Here is a 16,684-nt window from a genome sequence, read left to right on the forward strand (position 1 = left end):
CGATTCCCGTACGGCTCTTACCTGCCGTACGGGAATCGGGTGCTGCCGTACGACAGCTCTCCTACGACAGCTCTCGTACGGCTGCTCGCGCACGACTCTGCTCTCGTACGACCGCTCTCATACGACTCGGCTCCAGTACGGCTACGAGCACGCCTTCGGGGACGCGCTGGCCGTCGGCTCGGGTCCGGCCAGCGCGGCCAGGGCCTTGTCGGCGGCCGTCTTCGCCGTGAGGTTCTTGAAGGCGGTGCCGATGACGAGGTCGACCGCGGTGCCCTTGCGGGTGGCCTCGGTGCGGCGCTCGGCGCCGGTCAGCTGGGTGGCGAGGACGGGCAGCGAGGTGTCGAGGGCGGAGGCGGGGCCGAGCAGCACGCCGGTGCCCTTGACCTTCTTGTCCCACTGCGCGGACGCGTTGCCCACGTCACCGATCTTGAAGCCGCGCTTCTTGAGTTCGTCGGCGGTCGACTTGGCGAGGCCGCTGCGGGGGGTGGCGTTGTAGACGTTCACGGTGATCTGGGCGGGCTTCGGTACGGCGGAGTCGGTGCGCGTGCCCGTGCTCGCGGAGGGGCTCGCCTTGGACGCGCAGGCGGCCTTGGAACCGGCGGCCGAGGCCTGTTTGCCGCCACCGGTGAAGACGTCGATGAGCTGCAACGTGCCCCACCCGCCCACACCCAGTACGGCGACGGACGCGACCACCATGAGGACGAGCCTCCCGCGGCGCCGCGGACGGCGCATACGCGGGTATTTGTCCCCCGTGATCCGGTACTGGCCGCCCATGCCTGGGGGAGTCAGCATGCTCATGAGCGCAGCGTAGTGCGCCCGGGCGGCGATGCCTACTAGATGATCATTCGACAGCGCCGAGACCAACCCGAAAGGACGAACGGCCTACTGGAAGGCAACCGTCCGGGGTCTGGTGAAGGGTGCCGCTCAGTCCAGCTCAAGGACACGCGCGTGCAGCACCTGGCGCTGTTGCAGTGCGGCGCGGACCGCGCGGTGCAGGCCGTCCTCCAGGTACAGGTCGCCCTGCCACTTCACGACGTGCGCGAAGAGGTCGCCGTAGAAGGTCGAGTCCTCGGCGAGGAGGGTTTCCAGGTCGAGCTGGCCCTTGGTCGTCACGAGCTGATCGAGGCGGACCGGGCGCGGCGCGACATCCGCCCACTGCCGGGTGCTCTCCCGGCCGTGGTCGGGGTACGGCCGGCCGTTTCCGATGCGCTTGAAGATCACACGGAAAGCCTACCGGTCATGACGTTCCGGGCGCAGCCATGGAGACGGAGTGCGACGCTGGAAAAGATGGAGCAAAGCAGGGCAAAAAGGGAACAGGGGCCTGATATGAGTGACAGCGAGTCGATCGCCGCGGGCTACGCCTTCACAGGACCTGCACTCGACCTCGGGGCCCTGCTGTGGGACGGGGCCTGTCTGCCCGACGCGCAGATCCGCATCCCCCTCCCGATGCTCAACCGCCACGGCCTCGTCGCGGGCGCCACCGGCACCGGCAAGACCAAGACCCTCCAGCTCATCGCCGAGCAGCTCTCGGCGCAGGGCGTGCCGGTGTTCCTCGCGGATGTGAAGGGCGATGTGTCGGGCATCTCGGCGCCCGGCGTCACGAACGACAAGGTCGCGGGCCGGGCGGCCGAGGTGAAGCAGCAGTGGACGGCGACCGGCTTCCCGGCGGAGTTCTACGCCCTCGGAGGCATCGGCCACGGCATCCCCGTCCGGGCCACGATCACCGGCTTCGGCCCGGTGCTGCTCTCCAAGGTCCTCCAGCTCAACCAGACCCAGGAGCAGTCCCTCGGCCTGATCTTCCACTACGCCGACACCAAGGGCCTGGAGCTGATCGACCTCAAGGACCTGCGGGCGGTCGTCACCTTCCTGACCTCGGACGAGGGCAAGCCGGAACTGAAGAACATCGGCGGCCTGTCCACCGCCACGGCCGGCGTGATCCTGCGCTCCCTCACGGCCTTCGAGGCGCAGGGCATGGCCGACTTCTTCGGTGAGCCGGACTTCGACACGAGCGAGCTGCTGCGCACGGCGTCGGACGGCCGGGGCATGGTCTCCGTCCTCGAACTCCCCGCCGTCCAGGACAAACCGCAGCTCTTCTCGACCTTCCTGATGTGGATGCTCGCCGACCTCTTCCACGACCTCCCGGAGGTCGGGGACGCCGACAAACCGAAGCTCGTCTTCTTCTTCGACGAGGCGCACCTGCTCTTCAACGACGCCTCAAAAGCCTTCCTGGACTCCATCACGCAGACCGTCCGCCTGATTCGCTCGAAAGGGGTCGGCGTCTTCTTCGTGACCCAGACCCCGAAGGACGTGCCGGGCGACGTCCTCGCCCAGCTCGGCAACCGCGTCCAGCACGCGCTCCGCGCCTTCACCCCCGACGACCAGAAGGCCCTGAAGGCAACGGTGAAGACCTTCCCGAACTCCTCCTACGACCTGGAGGAGATCCTCACGGGCCTGGGCACCGGCGAAGCCGTCGTCACCGTCCTGAGCGAGAACGGCGCCCCGACCCCGGTCGCCGTCACCCGCCTGCGCGCCCCCGAGTCCCTGATGGGCCCGATCGACGCGACGACCCTCGACGCGGCGGTCAAGTCCTCGTCCCTCTACGGCCGTTACGCACAGGCCGTGGACCGCGAGTCGGCGTACGAGAAGCTGACGACGGCGGAGCGGCAGCCGCAGCCGCAGGAGACACCGAAGGCGGCAGCGAAGAAGTCTCCGCCCAAGGAGGACGAGTCGATGGTCCAACAGGTCGTAGGCAGCGGCATGTTCAAGTCCCTCGCGCGATCGGTCGGCACCCAGATCGGCCGCGAGATCACCCGCTCCCTCTTCGGCACGGCCCGGCGGAAGCGCTAGCCCCCGCCGGGCCGTTCTGCCTACGGCAGCTCAGCGCGCCCGTTCCTCCGGGGGCCGCTGCGGCTCGGGTCGGCGGACTTCCGGCTTGGGCGCGTTGCGGACGGCCTCCGCGCGCAACAGGGCGCGCAGGACCGCGTACGGGTCGATGGGCATGGCTGTGTTCCTAGCGTCGCGGTGACGGATTGACCTCGGGGGACGGCCGGTCCGTCAGCAGCGCAGGACGACGGTGCGCAGAGCGCGGAGGGTGTACGGGGGCCGGGCCGGGGCGGGGAAGGAACGCACCCGGGAGGCCGAGGACGCCGTGCCGGGCGCGGGCCGCAGGGGCACGGCGGGCCGGTGGACGGTGAGGGAGAGGGGCCGTGGGGCAGCGGCAGCCGTGTCGAGGAGGTCGTACTCGATGGTCGTCTCTACGGACGACGACGCGACCGGTGTCGCGCGCACGTCGGCGTGGGTGCCCGGGACGAGCAGGGCGAGCAGCAGCACGAGGGCCCGCAGCCAGGCGCGGCTGCGGGGGAGGCTGTGTGCGGGGCGCACCCTCGTGCTCATGGAAGGTCATCTCCCAGCGGCCGTACGGCGTTCATCGCGGCGGGCGCGTAAACCGCCCGCACGGCCTACCAACGAGCGTCACAGGGACTGGGGCACCTGCTCGGCGTGGCTCCTCATCCGGACGGCCGTGACGATCTCGACGACGCCGACCGCGACCAGCCAGATGCCGCAGACGAGGGTGAGGACGGCGACCGAGCGGAACGGGGAGTCGATCAGCACGATGCCGGCGATGAAGGTGACGATCCCGAGGAAGATCTGCCAGCCGCGGGCGGGCATCGTCCGGTCGTGGATCGCGGCCAGGGTCTGCGTGATGCCCCGGATCAGCCAGCCGATGCCGATCCACAGGGCGAGCAGCAGGATCGACTGCATCGGCCCGCGGAAACAGAACAGCCCCAGCACGATCGACAGCGCGCCGCTGATGAACGCCAGCACGCGCAGCGAGGTCGCCCGGTGCGTGCCGAAGGCGGCGACCAGCTGGAAGATGCCGCTGATCAGCAGGTAGAGGCCGAAGAGGATCCCGGCCGCGAAGAGGGACGCGCCGGGCCATACGAGGACCAGCACGCCGAGGATGAGGGACGCGACGCCGGTGAGCAGGACGACCTGCCAGGCGGCTTTGGAGAGGGCGAAGAGGGGCCCTTCGAATTCCGGTTCCGGCTCGTCATGGGGGGCGCGCGGGACACGGGTGTCGTGGGCGCGGCGGTCGTCGAACTCCGGGCCCCAGGAGGGGCCGCTCGGTGCCTCGGTCATGGTCCATGTTTTGACCGGGGATGGACTGACCGCCACCGGGGCGGGCCACCTGGCTGACGGGGGTGCGGGGGTTGTCGGGGGCTACTCGTCGTTGGGTGGTTGCCGGGTGGATGCCGAGGCGGTTACTTGCCGCCGGAGGCCTTGGTTGCCTTCGCCGCCTTGGCCGCGGCCTTCATCTCCTGCTTGTGGGCGCGGACCTTGGCCAGCGACTCGGGCCCGGTGATGTCGGCGACGGAACGGTAGGACTTCGCCTCGCCGTACGCCCCGGCGGCCTCCCGCCATCCCTTCGGCGTGACCCCGAGCTGCTTGCCGAGCAGGGCGAGGAAGATCTGCGCCTTCTGCTTCCCGAACCCGGGCAACTCCTCAAGCCGCTTGAGCAGCTCGGCCCCGGTACCGACGCCCTCCCAGACACCGCTCGCGTCCCCGTCGTAGTGCTCGACGAGGTACTGGCAGAGCTGCTGGATCCGCTTGGCCATGGACCCCGGGTAGCGATGCACGGCAGGTTTCTCGGAGAGCAGCGCGGCAAAGGCCTCGGGGTCCTGTGCCGCGATCTCCTGCGCGTCCAGATCCGCGGCCCCGAGCCGGTCGGCGATCGTCCGAGGCCCCTTGAACGCCCACTCCATCGGCACCTGCTGATCGAGCAGCATCCCCACCAGCGCGGCGAGCGGGGAACGGCCGAGGAGTTCGTCGGCGGCGGGGTCCTGGGCGAGGTGAAGGGTTGCGTCCATGGGTCGATGATGGCGCGTGTGGGCGGGGGATGCCCGCTGCCCCGGGAGGGTGAGGCGCGGAAATGTGACACTCAGGGCCCTGAGTGTCACATTTCCGCGAACAGGGTCCCCTCCGGGCTCAGGACGCCCGCCAGTACCCCAACGCGTGCACCCGCTCCCGCCGCACCCCCAGCTCCTTGCGTACGTACGACGACAGCCCCCGCGTCGTCGTCGTGTCGCAGGTGATCCAGACGTAGGGATCGGGGGTGTCCTTGAGGAGGCCGGGGAGTTCCGCCCGTACCCGCTCGGCGAGTTGGCCCCGGGAGAGGCGGCGGACCTCGTGTCGGGGCGGGTCGGTGCGGAACGGCAGGCCCTCGGTCCCGCCCTCGAACCAGATGGTCGCCGGGACCGCCGGCACCGTTGAACTCACCGCCAAAAGCAGCGAGTTGATCGCGGGCAGCGACGCCGGGTCGCCGATAACGAAGAGGTGGGAGGGGGCCGGGGTGGGCTCCTCGAACCCCGTGCCCTGGACCGTCGCCTCGATCGTGTCGCCGGGCTTCGCGGCCCGTGCCCAGTCGCTCGCGCACCCCTCGTGCAGGGCGAATTCGAGGCCGAACGTGCCGGCCGCCGGGTCGGGGTCGACCAGGGTGTACGCCCGCTGGTGGGGCTTGCCCGCGTTGTCGAACCAGAGGCGGACCCACATCGTCGGGTGGACGCCGGTCGCCGCGAGCATGCCGCCGTCGGTGAGGCGGAGGCGGCGGTAGTGCGGGGTGACGTCCTCCGCCCGTGTCACCGTGAACTCGAAGTCCTTCGCGCGCAGCAGCTTGAGAACCGCGCCCTCCCAACCGCGCCCCTGCACCATCGCCTCTTCACCCTTCGCGTACGCTTTCCCCACGAGTAACTTAGGCAAGGCTAACCTAAAAAACAGCCACAATACAGAGAGGTCGCAGGGTGACAACCCAGATTTACCGAGATGCCTGGGGAATCCCCCACCTGCGCGCCGACAACGCCGACGAGCTGGCCCGCGCCCAGGGCCGCGTCACCGCCCTCGACCGCGGCTGGCAGATCGAGGTCGAACGGCATCGGGCACAGGGCACGTCGGCCTCTTTCCTCGGCGTCCATGCCCTGCCCTGGGATCTCTTCGCACGGCGCGTGCGGCTCGACGACACGGCGAGGCGCTGTTTCGAGGCCCTGGAGCGACGGGATCCGGAGACCGCGCGCTGGGTTCGGGCGTATGTCGACGGGGTCAATGAGGGGCTGGTGGAAGGGACTTCGGCCTCCGAGTTCGCCAACTCCGGTCTAGCCCCCGGACATTGGGCCCCCTGGACCCCCCTCGGTATCTGGCTGGCCACCCACATCCTCTTCGCCGGGTTCCCCGCGAAACTCTGGCGCGAGGAGGCGATACGGCACCTCGGGCCGGACGCGGTCGGGCTGTTCGCCACAGACGGCCCTGGTACCTCCGGCAGTAACGGGTGGCTGGTGGGAGGGGAACGGACCGCGAGCGGGCGGGCCGTGCTCGCCGGGGATCCGCATCGCTTCATCGAAGACCCCGGTGTGTATCAGCAAGTCCACCTCTCCTGCCCGGAGTTCGACGTCGTCGGCCTCACCGTGCCCGGTGTCCCCGGTATCGCCCACTTCGGGCACACCGGCAAGGTCGCGTGGGCCATCACCAACGCCATGGCCGACTACCAGGATCTGTACCGGGAACGGTTGCGCCGCACCGGCGCCGGGGTGGAAGCCCTCGGCCCGGACGGGAGTTGGCGCCGCGCCGCCCGGCACACGGAGGTCATCGAGGTGGCGGGGGAGGAGCCCGTCGAGGTCGAGGTGATCGAGACCGAGCGCGGGCCCGTCGTCATCGGCGGGCCGGAAGGGCTCGACGGAGGCATCGTCGGTGAGCCGGAAGGGCTTGACGGAGGCAGCAGCGCCCCGCCCGACACCCCGCCCCTCGCCGTCAGCCTCCGTTACCCACCCCGCGTCACCGAAGACCTCGGCTTCACCACACTCCTCCCCCTCCTCCGCGCCCGCCAAGTCGCCGACGTGGACCGGGCGTTCGACGACTGGGCCGAACCCGTCAACGTCGTCCAGGCCGCCGACACCGAGGGCGGCCTGCTGCACCGGGTCGCGGGCCGGGTGCCGATCCGCGCCGAGGCCAACCGCACCCGGCTCGTCCCCGCCTGGGAACCCGGTCATGAGTGGCACGGCTGGCACGAACCACCCCGCGGACACCTCACCGACGACGGCATCGCCGTCATGGCCAACCAGCGCGGCCCCGCCACCCCGCTCGGCGTCGAGTTCGCCCCGAGCCACCGCGCCGACCGCATCACCGCACTGCTCGCCGAGCGCGAGAAGTGGTCCGCCGCCGACATGCCCGCGATCCACATGGACACCCATCTCGGCTCCGCCACACCCCTGTTGGACCAACTCGCCGCACTCACCGACCTCACCCCCGAGGCCTCCGCACTCCGCGAACGGCTGCTCGCCTGGGACCGCCGCATGGACGCCGACAGCACCGACGCCGCCGCCTACGCGGCCGTGCGCGGCGCGGTCGTACGACGGCTCGCGGCCCACCCCGCGTTCGCCGCGCTGGCCGAACCGCCCGCGTACCCGGAGGCGTTCGCGCCGTGGCTCGCGCTGCTCCCCCGCGTCGCCTTCGCGCTCGAACACCTGCTGAGCGCACGGGAGTTGTACGGCATCGACCGGCCGGAGACCGTACGGGCGGCGGTCGAGGAGGCTGCCGCCGAGCCGGTCGGCACGTGGGGTGACACCCATCGCCTCGTTCCCTGGCGGGCGTTCGCCGGGACGGCCACAACTCCCGATCCCGGCCTGTCCGGTGACCATGACTGCGTGCTGTGCACCTCCGCCGTACCCGGGCTCTCCGATCTGAGCGCGCGGGGTCCGGCGGCCCGTTTCGTGTGGGACCTGGCCCGGCGGGAGGACAGCCTGTGGGTGGTGCCGTTGGGGGCGTCGGGGGTGCCCGGTTCACCGCACCACCGCGATCAACTGCCCTTGTGGCTCAGGGGAGATCTGGTCCCGGTGATCACCGACTTCACCCGCCTCGAACTCCATGAGGAGACCGCCCCCGTTCGCGAGCACGTCCACTCACAACACATCGCCGGCTTCGGCACCATCCGCATCCTCCCCCTCGACCCGGTCGCCGACGCCGGGACGATCCACCGCTGGGTCAGTGAGCAACGCGCCTCGTTCTGGGGCATGAACGGCCTCACCCAGTCCCAAGTCACCGAGATCTACGCCCACATGGGCACCCTCGACACCCACCACGCCCACCTGGTCACGAGGGACGACGAACCCGTCGCTCTCCTCCAGACCTACGACCCCGCGGCCGACCGCGTCGGCGACTGCTACGCCGTAGAACCCGGAGACATCGGCATCCACCTCCTCCTCGCACCCGCCGGACCGGACGGCGACCGGCCCGGGTGGTCGGCGACGCTGATGGGCGTCCTCGCCTCCTATGTTCTGCTCGGGCTGGACCGGCGTCGGGTCGTGGTCGATCCGGACGTGCGGAACGAGAAGGCGATCGCGCGGTTCCTGCGGCAGGGGTTCGTGGCGGGGCCGAGGGTCGCCCTCCCGGAGGTGGACATACCGGACGTCTTCATCCCCGAAAAGCACGCTCAACTGGCGTTTCTCCCCCGCGAGGTGGCCTTCCCGTAGCCTGCCGAAGTGACCGGAGTGACCCCTGAAGACCTCGTCGCGCACTACGACCTGGAGCCGATCCCCCGCGAGGGCGGCCTGTTCCGCCAGACGTGGGCGGGCCCGACGCGGCCCGACGGCCGCCCGGAGGGCACCGCGATCGTCGCCCTCCTCACGGCGGACGACTTCTCCGCGCTCCACCTCCTCCCCGCCGACGAGGTCTGGCACTTCTACCTCGGCGACCCGCTCGAACTCCTGCTCCTCGCCCCGGACGGCACGTCGAGCACGGCGGTCCTCGGGGCGGACCCGCTGCACGGCCAACACGTCCAGTTCACCGTGCCCGGGGGCACCTGGATGGGGGCGCGGGTGCTGGCGGGCGGCGCGTGGTCGTTCTTCGGCTGCACGATGGCACCCGGTTTCACCTACGACGGCTACGAGCACGGCGACGCGGGCGAGTTGACCGCCCGCTACGCCCGCACCCCGGCCGAGGCCGCCCGCATCGCAGGGCTGTGCCGCCCGTGAGCCGCCTGCTGGAGGGCCAGTTCGCCCTGGTCACGGGCGCGAGCGGCGGCATCGGCCGGGGGATCGCGCTGCGGTTCGCGGAGGAAGGTGCGGCCGGGGTTGTACTCCATTGTCGTACGGCTGTGGAGGCGGCCGGTGAAGTCGCCTCCCGCGTGCGGGAGTTGGGCGCCCGAGCCGTCGTACTGCAAGCCGATCTGACCGACGACGACGCCTGCCGCGGACTGGTCCGCGAGGCGGCCGAGTGGAGCGGCGGACGGCTCACCGCACTGGTCAACAACGCGGGCGTACAGCCCACCCAACCCCTGCCCGGCATGACCGCGGCGGACTGGCGGACGGTCGTCGACACCAACCTGACCAGCGTCTTCGCCTGCACACAGGCGGCGGCCGAGGTGATGAGGGAGCAGGGCGGAGACGGCGGCGCCAGTGGCACGGTGACGCACATCGCGTCCATCGAGGCGAGCGCCCCGGCAGCCCTCCACGCGCACTACTCCGCGTCCAAGGCCGCCGTCGTCATGCACGCGCGGTCGGCCGCCCTGGAGTACGGCCCGTACGGCATCCGCGTCAACACGGTCTCGCCCGGTCTGATCGACCGGGAGGGGCTGGCGGAGGCGTGGCCCGACGGGGTGCGGAGGTGGCGGGAGGCGGCGCCGACGGGGAGGTTGGGGCGGCCGGAGGACGTCGGGGACGCGTGTGTGTTCCTGGCGTCGCGCCTCGCCTCCTGGGTCACCGGGCACGACCTGGTCGTGGACGGCGGAGTGTCGGCGCGGCCCACATGGTGAGCGTGACGTGTGTTTCCTCCGTACATAACCGCAGACCTGCAAGTCCGAAGACGGAGATGTGACGTGCGCCGACGACGGAATGAGGGACAAGGATTTGGACGCGGCGGAGGCGGCGGACAGGGCGGAGGCGCCGGACGGGGCGGCCGGCGAGGAGTTCAAGGGCTGGTGCTGCTGGGCTCCCTGCTGGTCCTGCTCCTCCTCGGCACCGCGGGCACCGCGTCCGCGCACGCCGCCCTCGAATCCACCGACCCCGCCGACGGCAGCGTCCTCAAGTCCGCCCCCCGCACCGTCACCCTCACCTTCTCCGAGTCCGTCGCCCTCCTCGACGACTCCTTCCGCGTCTACGACCCCGACAACCGGCGGGTGAAGACGAGTTCCGCGCACCACGCGAAGGACGCGGGCGACACGGCGAGCGTGACCCTCCCGGCCAAGCTCGGCACCGGCACCTTCACGGTCGCCTGGCGCGTGGTCTCGGCCGACAGCCACCCGGTCTCGGGCGCCTTCACCTTCTCCATCGGCAAACCCTCCCCCACCACCACCTCCATCACCACGGCCCCGACCGAGGAACCCCTCACCGGCAGCCTCTACGACATAGCCCGCTACTTCGCGTACATAGCCGCGGCCCTCCTCATCGGCACCGCCACCTTCGTCGCCCTGTGCCGCCCCCCGAACCCGACCGTCCTCAACAAGCCGATCCTGATGGGCTGGTGGACCCTGCTGGCGGCGACGGTCGTCCTCCTGATCCTCCGCGCCCCCTACGAAGCGGGCACCGGCCTGGCCACGGCCTTCGAACCCTCCGCGATCCCGAAGACGCTGACTTCCCGCCCTGGCCTGGCACTTGCGGCCCGGGTGGTCCTGATCGCCGCAACAGCCTTCTTCCTCCTACGACTTCGGGGGCGGGAGCGGTTCGGGCGGGTGGCCCTGGGGACGGGTGCCCTCCTCGCGGTCGGGCTGGCGCTGACCTGGGCGTCGGCGGAGCACGCGTCCGCCGGGATCCAGGTACCGGTGGCGATGACCTCGGCGGTGCTGCATCTGCTCGCGATGTCGGTGTGGCTGGGCGGCCTGACGGCCCTGCTCACCGTCCTCTACCGCTCGTCGGACCTCGACGCGGCCCCGGTCGCCCGTTTCTCCCGCCTCGCCTTCGCCTCGGTGACCGTCCTCGTCGTCACCGGCATCTACCAGTCCTGGCGCGGCCTCGGCTCCTGGAACGCCCTGACCGGGACGTCGTACGGCCGCATCCTGCTCGTGAAGCTCGGCGCGGTGACGCTGCTGCTCGCGGTGGCGGGGTGGTCGCGGCGGTGGACGGGGCGGCTGGTGGAGGCGGAAGTGCGGCTTCGGGTACCGGAGTTGGTGCGGGCGGGGGCGGACGGGGCGGTGGCTTCGGGGGAGCCTTCGGGAGGTGCGGGCGAGGGCGCCCCGCATCCCGGTGACGGTTCCAAGGGCGGGGGCGATGGTGCCCAGGACCGGGGTGACGGCTCCCAGGACCGGGGTGACGGGTCCAAGGACCGGTACCGGCGCGGACTGCGCCGGTCGGTGCTGTTCGAAGTCGGCGTCGGTGTCGTGGTGTTGGTGATCACCACACTCCTGACCAACACCCTCCCGGGCCGGGCCGCGGCGGACGCGCAGAAGACGGCGACACCGGCCGGGATACCGGCGGCCTCGGTCACCACCGTCCCGTTCCGCGTCGGCAACGCGGGCGGCAAGGTACAGATCACCCTCGACCCCGGCCGCGTCGGCGAGAACTCCGTCGAGGCGGTCGTCTACGGCCCCGACGGCGGTTTCGCCACCGTCCCCGAACTCCGGCTCTCCTTCACCCTCGCGGCCCAGAAGATCGGCCCCCTCGACGCCAACGTCAAGGACGAGGGCGGCTATTGGGGGACCAACTCCCTCAACCTGCCGATCGCCGGGACGTGGACGATGAAGGTCACGGTCAGGACGACGGACGTGGACCAGGTGAGTGTGTCCCGGCAGGTGCGGATCGTGAGGTAGCTGGTTCAGGTGGGCTGTTTGCCGGCCCGCCACTCCAGTGCCTGAGGCTCCTCCATGAACTCGTAGCCGCCCGGTACCCACACCCGGCAGGACGTTCCGCCACAGGTACGACGAGGTCGGGTTGCCGTGCAGGAACACGATCGGCGCCCCGGTGCCCGACTCCCGGTAGGACATGGCCGAGTCGAGCACGCGGGTCGCGCGGACGGCGGCGGTCACCGGAACGCCACCACGTTCCCCTCGAACGCCACCACGTTCCGCTCGGCCCATCCCGCGAACGCGCCCGGCGCCCGCCCCAGCACCCGCTCGACGTCGGGGCTCACACGCTGCTCCTCCCCGGTCGGTTCGCCGAGCAGCGCCAACGTGCCCTCGACCACGGGCAGCGGCATGAACCGTGCCATCAACTCATGGGCCTCCGCGCGGGTTTGCTCCACGAAGGTCACCGGCTCGCCGAGCGCGGTCGCTATGGCCGCCGCCCGCGCGCGGGGTGTCGTCGGCGCGGGGCCGGTGAGGGTGTAGGTCGCGCCCGTGTGCGTGGTCGTGTTCGCGTCGGTGAGCAGTACGGCGGCAGCGACCGCGGCCACGTCGTCGGGGTCCACGAAGGGCAGGCCTACGTCACCGAAGGGCGCCGCCGCAGTCCGCCGCGCGCGGATCGACTCGGCCCAGGCGAACGCGTTGCTGTCCAGCCCGCCCGACCGCAGGATCGTCCAGTCGAGCCCCGACTCCCGTACGGCAGCCTCGAATTGACGCGGATGCGCGTACGCCTCCGGACGGGTCCCGGCCCCCTGCGAGGACAGCAGCACCACCTTCCGGACACCGGCCGACTTGGCCATGTCCAGAATGTCGTACGGCCGCTCGCCCGCCACCAGCAGGAACAGTGCCTCGGCCCCCTCGAACGCGCCCCGCAGACCGTCCGGTTCGGCCAGGTCGGCGGCCACCGCCCGCACCCCGGGCGGCACTTGGGCCTCGTCGATGTGCCGGGCCACGGCCGTCACCGGGACCTGGTCCTCCGTGAGGATCCGCACCAGCGTCCGTCCCACGTTCCCGGTCGCCCCTGTCACCACGATCATGTCGTTACCCCCGTCACGCGTGTGTGAGTTAGTTGGCTGACTAACTCCGTCGAGAAGAAGCTAACACGACCGACCCCTCGGTTGTCCATGGTTGGTCTGTCTATAGTTAGTCAGGTGACTGACTCAAAGGATTCCCGGCCCGCCCGGTCGGCGCCGCCCGCCAAGCCCGCCCGGCCCACCGCCGCGGGCAAACGGCAGCGACTGACCACCGCCACCGCCCGGGTCCTGCACGAGCAGGGCGTGGAGCGCACGACCATCGCCGACATCGCCCGCGCCGCCGACGTTCCGACAGGCAACGTCTACTACTACTTCAAGACCAAGGACGAGCTGATCGAGGCGGCCCTCTCCGAGCACACCGGCAACCTGGAGACCCTGACCGCCCGGCTGGACCGGCTCCCCGACCCGCGCGAACGCCTCAAGGCGCTCATCGGCGGCTGGGTCGACCAGAAGGACACCGCGGCCCGCCACGGCTGCCCCATGGGCACGCTCGCCGTAGAGCTGGACAAGCGCTACGAGGACGGCCTCGATCTCGCCGCGGGCCAGGTCATACGGCGGTTGGTGGACTGGGTGGCGGAGCAGTACCGGCAGCTCGGCGCGGCCGACCCCGAAGGCCTCGCCCTGACCCTGATCGGTGCCTATCAGGGGATGTCGTTGCTCTCCAACGCGTTGCGTGACCCGGAGATCATGACCCGCGAAGGGGCCCGGCTGACAAGGGAGTTGGACAGCCTGGACGGTCTGGACAGCCGGGTCTGAGAGCCAGTCGCTAGCGCTGACCCCGGATCCGCTGCGCGACCTCGCTGTTCTCGGTCTCCCACCAGGGGCGTACGAGATCGGGCCCTTCAGTAGAAGTCCCCGTTTCAGCCCCCGCCGCCGTCCCCGTCGAGGTCTTCGCGGGCATCGCCCGGACCACTTCCAGTTCCGTGTCCAGCCGCCGGTCCAGCGCGACCGTCTCGGCGCGTTCCGTGCGCGCCCACTGGACCAGGATCGCGAGCAGGAAGGGGAGGGCGACCAGTTCGGCGATGCTGACCATCGCGCCGCCGCCGAGCTGCTGGTCGTGCTGGACGTCGGGGGCCCAGGACGGGGAGTGGCTGAGGTACCAGGACCCGGCGATCAGCGTGCCGTGGGTCATCACCACGATCCCCGGTACCGCGTCGATGATCCCGTCGACGAACACCAGCCCCGCCCGCACCGGATGCGTGCACCAGGCGGGCAGCGCCTCCTCCCGGGTGAGCACCGGCAGCACGAACAGGCTCCCGGCGAGCAGCAGATGGAGGTACATCAGCTGGTGCAGCCAGTTGTCGGCGAGGGCGGTCTCGAAGTACGGCGTGAAGTAGATCGTCAGCTCGGTCGCCAGCACCAGGGCCGTACTGACCAGGGGAAACGTGAGCAGCCGGAACAGCCGGCCGGTCATCGCCCCCTGCGCGCGGCCCGCGGCACGTTCGGGCAGGGCGCGCAGAGCCAGCCGTAGCGGATCGCCCAGGGCCAGGCCGAGCGGGGCGATCAGGTCGAGGAGGACGTTCTGGACGGCGGCCGGCCAGAACAGCACACGGTCGTACACGGCGAGCGCGGACATCGTCGCGACCACGATCGTGCCGAGGCCGAGCAGCGCGAACGCGAGGGTCCGCGCCACCGGCCAGGCCTCGCCGCGCCGCCTCAGCCGCAGGACGCCCCAGCCGTACAGGCCGCCGAGGAGTACGACGACCAGCAGCGCGGGGACGTCCGCCTGCCACGAGGAGAACAGCCGACCCAAGGTGAGCTGCGGCGGGGTCTCCATCGCGATCTACCTCCACGGACGGCTCGGTGGTTCTGCCGGTTCTGTCGGATCTGCCGCAGCACTCTATGCGGCGGAGCGCCGCGCCGCGGACCCGCCCCCTTGACCAGTCTCGTTCGACGGCGGAATCGTCCTACGACGGTGCGCGCAACGCGTCCACCGGCTCCATCCGAGCCGCCCGCAGCGACGGATACAGCCCCGCGAGCAGCCCGACGAGCGCACCCGCGAGCGGCGCGCCCAGCGCGAGCCGCAGATCCAGCACCGGCGTCCACTCCTTGAACACGGCGACGCACACCACGACCGCGATGCCCAGGGCCGCGCCCACGACTCCCCCCAGCAGCCCGATGGTCGTCGACTCCAGCAGGAACTGTCCGGCCACCTGGCGCCGTGACGCGCCCAGGGAGCGCCGTAGCCCGATCTCGCCGACCCGTTCCATCACCGTCACCAGGGTGACGTTGGCGATGCCGATCGCGCCGACCACGAGGGAGACGAGGCCGAGGACCAGGAAGAGGCTGTTGGCGTCGTTCTGGACGCCGGCACGGGCCTTGGAGAGGTCGGGCGGTGCCACGACGGCGAGCGAGTCCTGGTGTCCGGGCGCGAGCGCGATCGGTGCCTGGCGCGCGACCTGCTTGGCCGCGCCCAGCGCCGTGTCGACCAGTACGCGGGTGACGTTCCGCAGCCCGATGCGGTCGGCCGCGGTGGTGGGCGGCACCATGACGGCGGTGGACAGCCGCGCCTCGCGCCGGATCCCGCCGAGGACGCCGATGACGGTGTACGACTGCCCGCGGAAGAAGACCGCGGGCGCGTCCTCCACCCGCTTGATGCCGAGGAGTTGGGCCGCCTGGTCGCCGAGCACGACGACGTGGTCGCGCCGGGCGATGTCCCCGGCGTCGTAGAACCGTCCCGCGGTCATCCGCCCGTGCACGGCCGCGGGCAGGCCCGCCGAGGCGGCGACCACGGCGAGGGTCTGGCCGGACAGGTCGCCGGGCGCGGTCACGTCGTTCGCCCGCACGAGCACGCTGTCGGTCGCGTCCGAGTCGGCGAGCGCGGCCACCGACTCCACCCCCGCCAGCCGCGCCACGGCGTCGGTCCCCGACCAGGGCACCAACGGCCCGGCGTCCTCCGCACCGGGCAGCGGTTCCGGCACGGTCACGGTCACCGAGGTCGCGGTGAGCGCGTCGAACCGGCCCACGATCTGGTTGCCCGCGGTGGACGCGACCCCGATGGTGATGACGAGCGTGGTGATGCCGAGGACCGTGCCGAGCGTGGTCAGCGCGGACCGCACCGGCCGGGCGAGGACCCCCGCGAGGGCCTCCGTCCACAGGTCCCGGGGATCCATCCAGGGCCGCTCGACCGGCGCCGTCGCCTCCATCTCCCTTTCTACGAGGCTCACTTGCCCTCCTCGGCCAGGCGCCCGTCGGTGATCCGGACCCGCCGCCCGGCCCGACGGCTGACCGCCTCGTCGTGGGTGATCACGACCAGGGTCATGCCCTGGGCACACAGGTCGTCGAAGAGTTCCAGCACGGAGAGGGTGTTCTCGGTGTCCAGGTTGCCGGTCGGCTCGTCGCAGAGCAGCAGCGCCGGGTCGCTGAGCAACGCCCGTGCGATGGCGACCCGTTGACGTTCACCGCCGGACAGCCGGTCGGGCCGGAAACCCACCCGGTGCCCCAACCCCACCTGTTCCAGGGCCTGATGGGCGCGGGCGAGCCGCCCACCCCGCTCCCGTCCGGGTCGCTGCCTGCGGTACGCCTCGGCCAGCATCACGTTCTCGTCGACCGTCCGGTACGGCAACAGGTGGAAGGACTGGAACACGAACCCGATCCGGCTTCCCCGCAGGGAAGTTCGTTCGAGATCGCCGAGCCCGGTGGTCTCCACCCCGTCCAGCCGATACGACCCCGCCGTGGGCCGGTCCAGCAGCCCGAGCGTGTTGAGCAGCGTGGACTTCCCCGAACCGGACGGTCCGACGATGGCCAGGTGTTCGCCACGCCGGACGGTCAAGTGGACGTCGCGCAGGGCGTGCACGGGCGGATCGGAGGGGAACATCCGCTCCACACCGGTGAG

General features: G+C 71.2%; 17 protein-coding genes. 6 read left to right on the plus strand and 11 right to left on the minus strand.

Translation table 11 applies throughout. The features are described 5' to 3' along the window. Positions 1-141 precede the first annotated feature (141 nt). The gene (locus OG407_RS27200; RefSeq protein WP_403589881.1) at positions 142-774 is read right to left on the minus strand and encodes a LytR C-terminal domain-containing protein; all 633 of its coding nucleotides are present in this window, start codon (positions 772-774) and stop codon (positions 142-144) included. Between the two features lie 150 nt (positions 775-924). Then, a complete protein-coding gene (locus tag OG407_RS27205; protein WP_003999914.1) occupies positions 925-1,221 on the minus strand; it encodes a type II toxin-antitoxin system VapB family antitoxin in 297 nt (98 codons plus the stop codon). Between the two features lie 105 nt (positions 1,222-1,326). Here OG407_RS27205 and OG407_RS27210 point away from each other — a divergent pair, with 105 nt between their 5' ends. Continuing rightward, complete coding sequence (locus tag OG407_RS27210; RefSeq protein WP_405861975.1) at positions 1,327-2,847, plus strand: helicase HerA-like domain-containing protein; 1,521 nt, start codon at positions 1,327-1,329, stop codon at positions 2,845-2,847. Between the two features lie 30 nt (positions 2,848-2,877). On the opposite strand, the gene OG407_RS27215 is transcribed toward OG407_RS27210, so the two are convergent. The 5 genes from OG407_RS27215 to OG407_RS27235 form a co-directional block, all read right to left on the minus strand. Then, positions 2,878-3,000, minus strand: a complete 123-nt coding sequence (locus OG407_RS27215; protein WP_019054906.1) for a hypothetical protein — start codon at positions 2,998-3,000, stop codon at positions 2,878-2,880. 54 nt (positions 3,001-3,054) lie between these two features. Beyond that, positions 3,055-3,393, minus strand: coding sequence for a hypothetical protein (locus tag OG407_RS27220; protein ID WP_405861978.1), 339 nt, complete (start codon positions 3,391-3,393; stop codon positions 3,055-3,057). Between the two features lie 78 nt (positions 3,394-3,471). Then, positions 3,472-4,140, minus strand: a complete 669-nt coding sequence (locus tag OG407_RS27225; protein WP_405861980.1) for an HdeD family acid-resistance protein — start codon at positions 4,138-4,140, stop codon at positions 3,472-3,474. A 122-nt stretch (positions 4,141-4,262) separates the two neighbouring features. Continuing rightward, positions 4,263-4,868 (minus strand): HhH-GPD-type base excision DNA repair protein, encoded by a 606-nt coding sequence (locus OG407_RS27230; RefSeq protein ID WP_405861982.1) that lies wholly within the window; start codon positions 4,866-4,868, stop codon positions 4,263-4,265. Positions 4,869-4,986: 118 nt separating this feature from the next. Continuing rightward, positions 4,987-5,709, minus strand: coding sequence for a siderophore-interacting protein (locus OG407_RS27235; protein ID WP_405861984.1), 723 nt, complete (start codon positions 5,707-5,709; stop codon positions 4,987-4,989). Positions 5,710-5,798: 89 nt separating this feature from the next. Between OG407_RS27235 and OG407_RS27240 the strand changes: the two genes are divergently transcribed. The 4 genes from OG407_RS27240 to OG407_RS27255 all read left to right on the plus strand — a co-directional run bounded on the left by OG407_RS27240 (position 5,799) and on the right by OG407_RS27255 (position 11,785). After that, positions 5,799-8,516, plus strand: a complete 2,718-nt coding sequence (locus OG407_RS27240) for a GNAT family N-acetyltransferase (RefSeq protein ID WP_405861986.1) — start codon at positions 5,799-5,801, stop codon at positions 8,514-8,516. Positions 8,517-8,534: 18 nt separating this feature from the next. After that, complete coding sequence (locus OG407_RS27245) at positions 8,535-9,017, plus strand: cupin domain-containing protein (protein ID WP_405868626.1); 483 nt, start codon at positions 8,535-8,537, stop codon at positions 9,015-9,017. Continuing rightward, on the plus strand, positions 9,005-9,796 hold the full coding sequence (locus OG407_RS27250) for an SDR family NAD(P)-dependent oxidoreductase (protein ID WP_405861988.1): 792 nt from the start codon (positions 9,005-9,007) through the stop codon (positions 9,794-9,796). Before OG407_RS27245 ends, OG407_RS27250 begins: the two co-directional genes overlap by 13 nt. 165 nt (positions 9,797-9,961) lie before the next feature. Continuing rightward, a complete protein-coding gene (locus tag OG407_RS27255; RefSeq protein ID WP_405861990.1) occupies positions 9,962-11,785 on the plus strand; it encodes a copper resistance CopC/CopD family protein in 1,824 nt (607 codons plus the stop codon). Positions 11,786-11,997: 212 nt separating this feature from the next. Here the strand turns inward: OG407_RS27255 and OG407_RS27260 are convergent, their stop codons facing one another. Beyond that, a complete protein-coding gene (locus tag OG407_RS27260) occupies positions 11,998-12,852 on the minus strand; it encodes an SDR family oxidoreductase (protein ID WP_405861992.1) in 855 nt (284 codons plus the stop codon). Between the two features lie 114 nt (positions 12,853-12,966). Between OG407_RS27260 and OG407_RS27265 the strand changes: the two genes are divergently transcribed. After that, on the plus strand, positions 12,967-13,605 hold the full coding sequence (locus tag OG407_RS27265) for a TetR/AcrR family transcriptional regulator (protein ID WP_405861994.1): 639 nt from the start codon (positions 12,967-12,969) through the stop codon (positions 13,603-13,605). Positions 13,606-13,615: 10 nt separating this feature from the next. Here OG407_RS27265 and OG407_RS27270 read toward each other — a convergent pair whose 3' ends face one another. The 3 genes from OG407_RS27270 to OG407_RS27280 all read right to left on the minus strand — a co-directional run bounded on the left by OG407_RS27270 (position 13,616) and on the right by OG407_RS27280 (position 16,666). Then, on the minus strand, positions 13,616-14,626 hold the full coding sequence (locus OG407_RS27270; protein WP_405861996.1) for a cytochrome c oxidase assembly protein: 1,011 nt from the start codon (positions 14,624-14,626) through the stop codon (positions 13,616-13,618). A 130-nt stretch (positions 14,627-14,756) separates the two neighbouring features. Then, a complete protein-coding gene (locus OG407_RS27275) occupies positions 14,757-16,016 on the minus strand; it encodes an ABC transporter permease (protein WP_405861998.1) in 1,260 nt (419 codons plus the stop codon). Beyond that, the gene (locus OG407_RS27280) at positions 16,013-16,666 is read right to left on the minus strand and encodes an ABC transporter ATP-binding protein (protein WP_405868628.1); all 654 of its coding nucleotides are present in this window, start codon (positions 16,664-16,666) and stop codon (positions 16,013-16,015) included. The genes OG407_RS27275 and OG407_RS27280 overlap by 4 nt, the downstream gene beginning before the upstream one ends. Positions 16,667-16,684: the final 18 nt, after the last annotated feature.

This window comes from Streptomyces sp. NBC_01515, assembly GCF_045040345.1.
In the GTDB taxonomy this organism is placed as follows: domain Bacteria; phylum Actinomycetota; class Actinomycetes; order Streptomycetales; family Streptomycetaceae; genus Streptomyces.

Excerpts from the sequence above, each read along its gene's own strand:
- OG407_RS27215 (WP_019054906.1), bottom strand. The coding sequence starts at position 3,000 with ATGCCCATCGACCCGTACGCGGTCCTGCGCGCCCTGTTGCGCGCGGAG.
- OG407_RS27210 (WP_405861975.1), top strand. The coding sequence starts at position 1,327 with ATGAGTGACAGCGAGTCGATCGCCGCGGGCTACGCCTTCACAGGACCT.
- OG407_RS27260 (WP_405861992.1), bottom strand. The coding sequence starts at position 12,852 with ATGATCGTGGTGACAGGGGCGACCGGGAACGTGGGACGGACGCTGGTG.
- OG407_RS27230 (WP_405861982.1), bottom strand. The coding sequence starts at position 4,868 with ATGGACGCAACCCTTCACCTCGCCCAGGACCCCGCCGCCGACGAACTC.
- OG407_RS27235 (WP_405861984.1), bottom strand. The coding sequence starts at position 5,709 with ATGGTGCAGGGGCGCGGTTGGGAGGGCGCGGTTCTCAAGCTGCTGCGC.
- OG407_RS27220 (WP_405861978.1), bottom strand. The coding sequence starts at position 3,393 with ATGAGCACGAGGGTGCGCCCCGCACACAGCCTCCCCCGCAGCCGCGCC.
- OG407_RS27225 (WP_405861980.1), bottom strand. The coding sequence starts at position 4,140 with ATGACCGAGGCACCGAGCGGCCCCTCCTGGGGCCCGGAGTTCGACGAC.
- OG407_RS27270 (WP_405861996.1), bottom strand. The coding sequence starts at position 14,626 with ATGGAGACCCCGCCGCAGCTCACCTTGGGTCGGCTGTTCTCCTCGTGG.
- OG407_RS27200 (WP_403589881.1), bottom strand. The coding sequence starts at position 774 with ATGGGCGGCCAGTACCGGATCACGGGGGACAAATACCCGCGTATGCGC.
- OG407_RS27280 (WP_405868628.1), bottom strand. The coding sequence starts at position 16,666 with ATGTTCCCCTCCGATCCGCCCGTGCACGCCCTGCGCGACGTCCACTTG.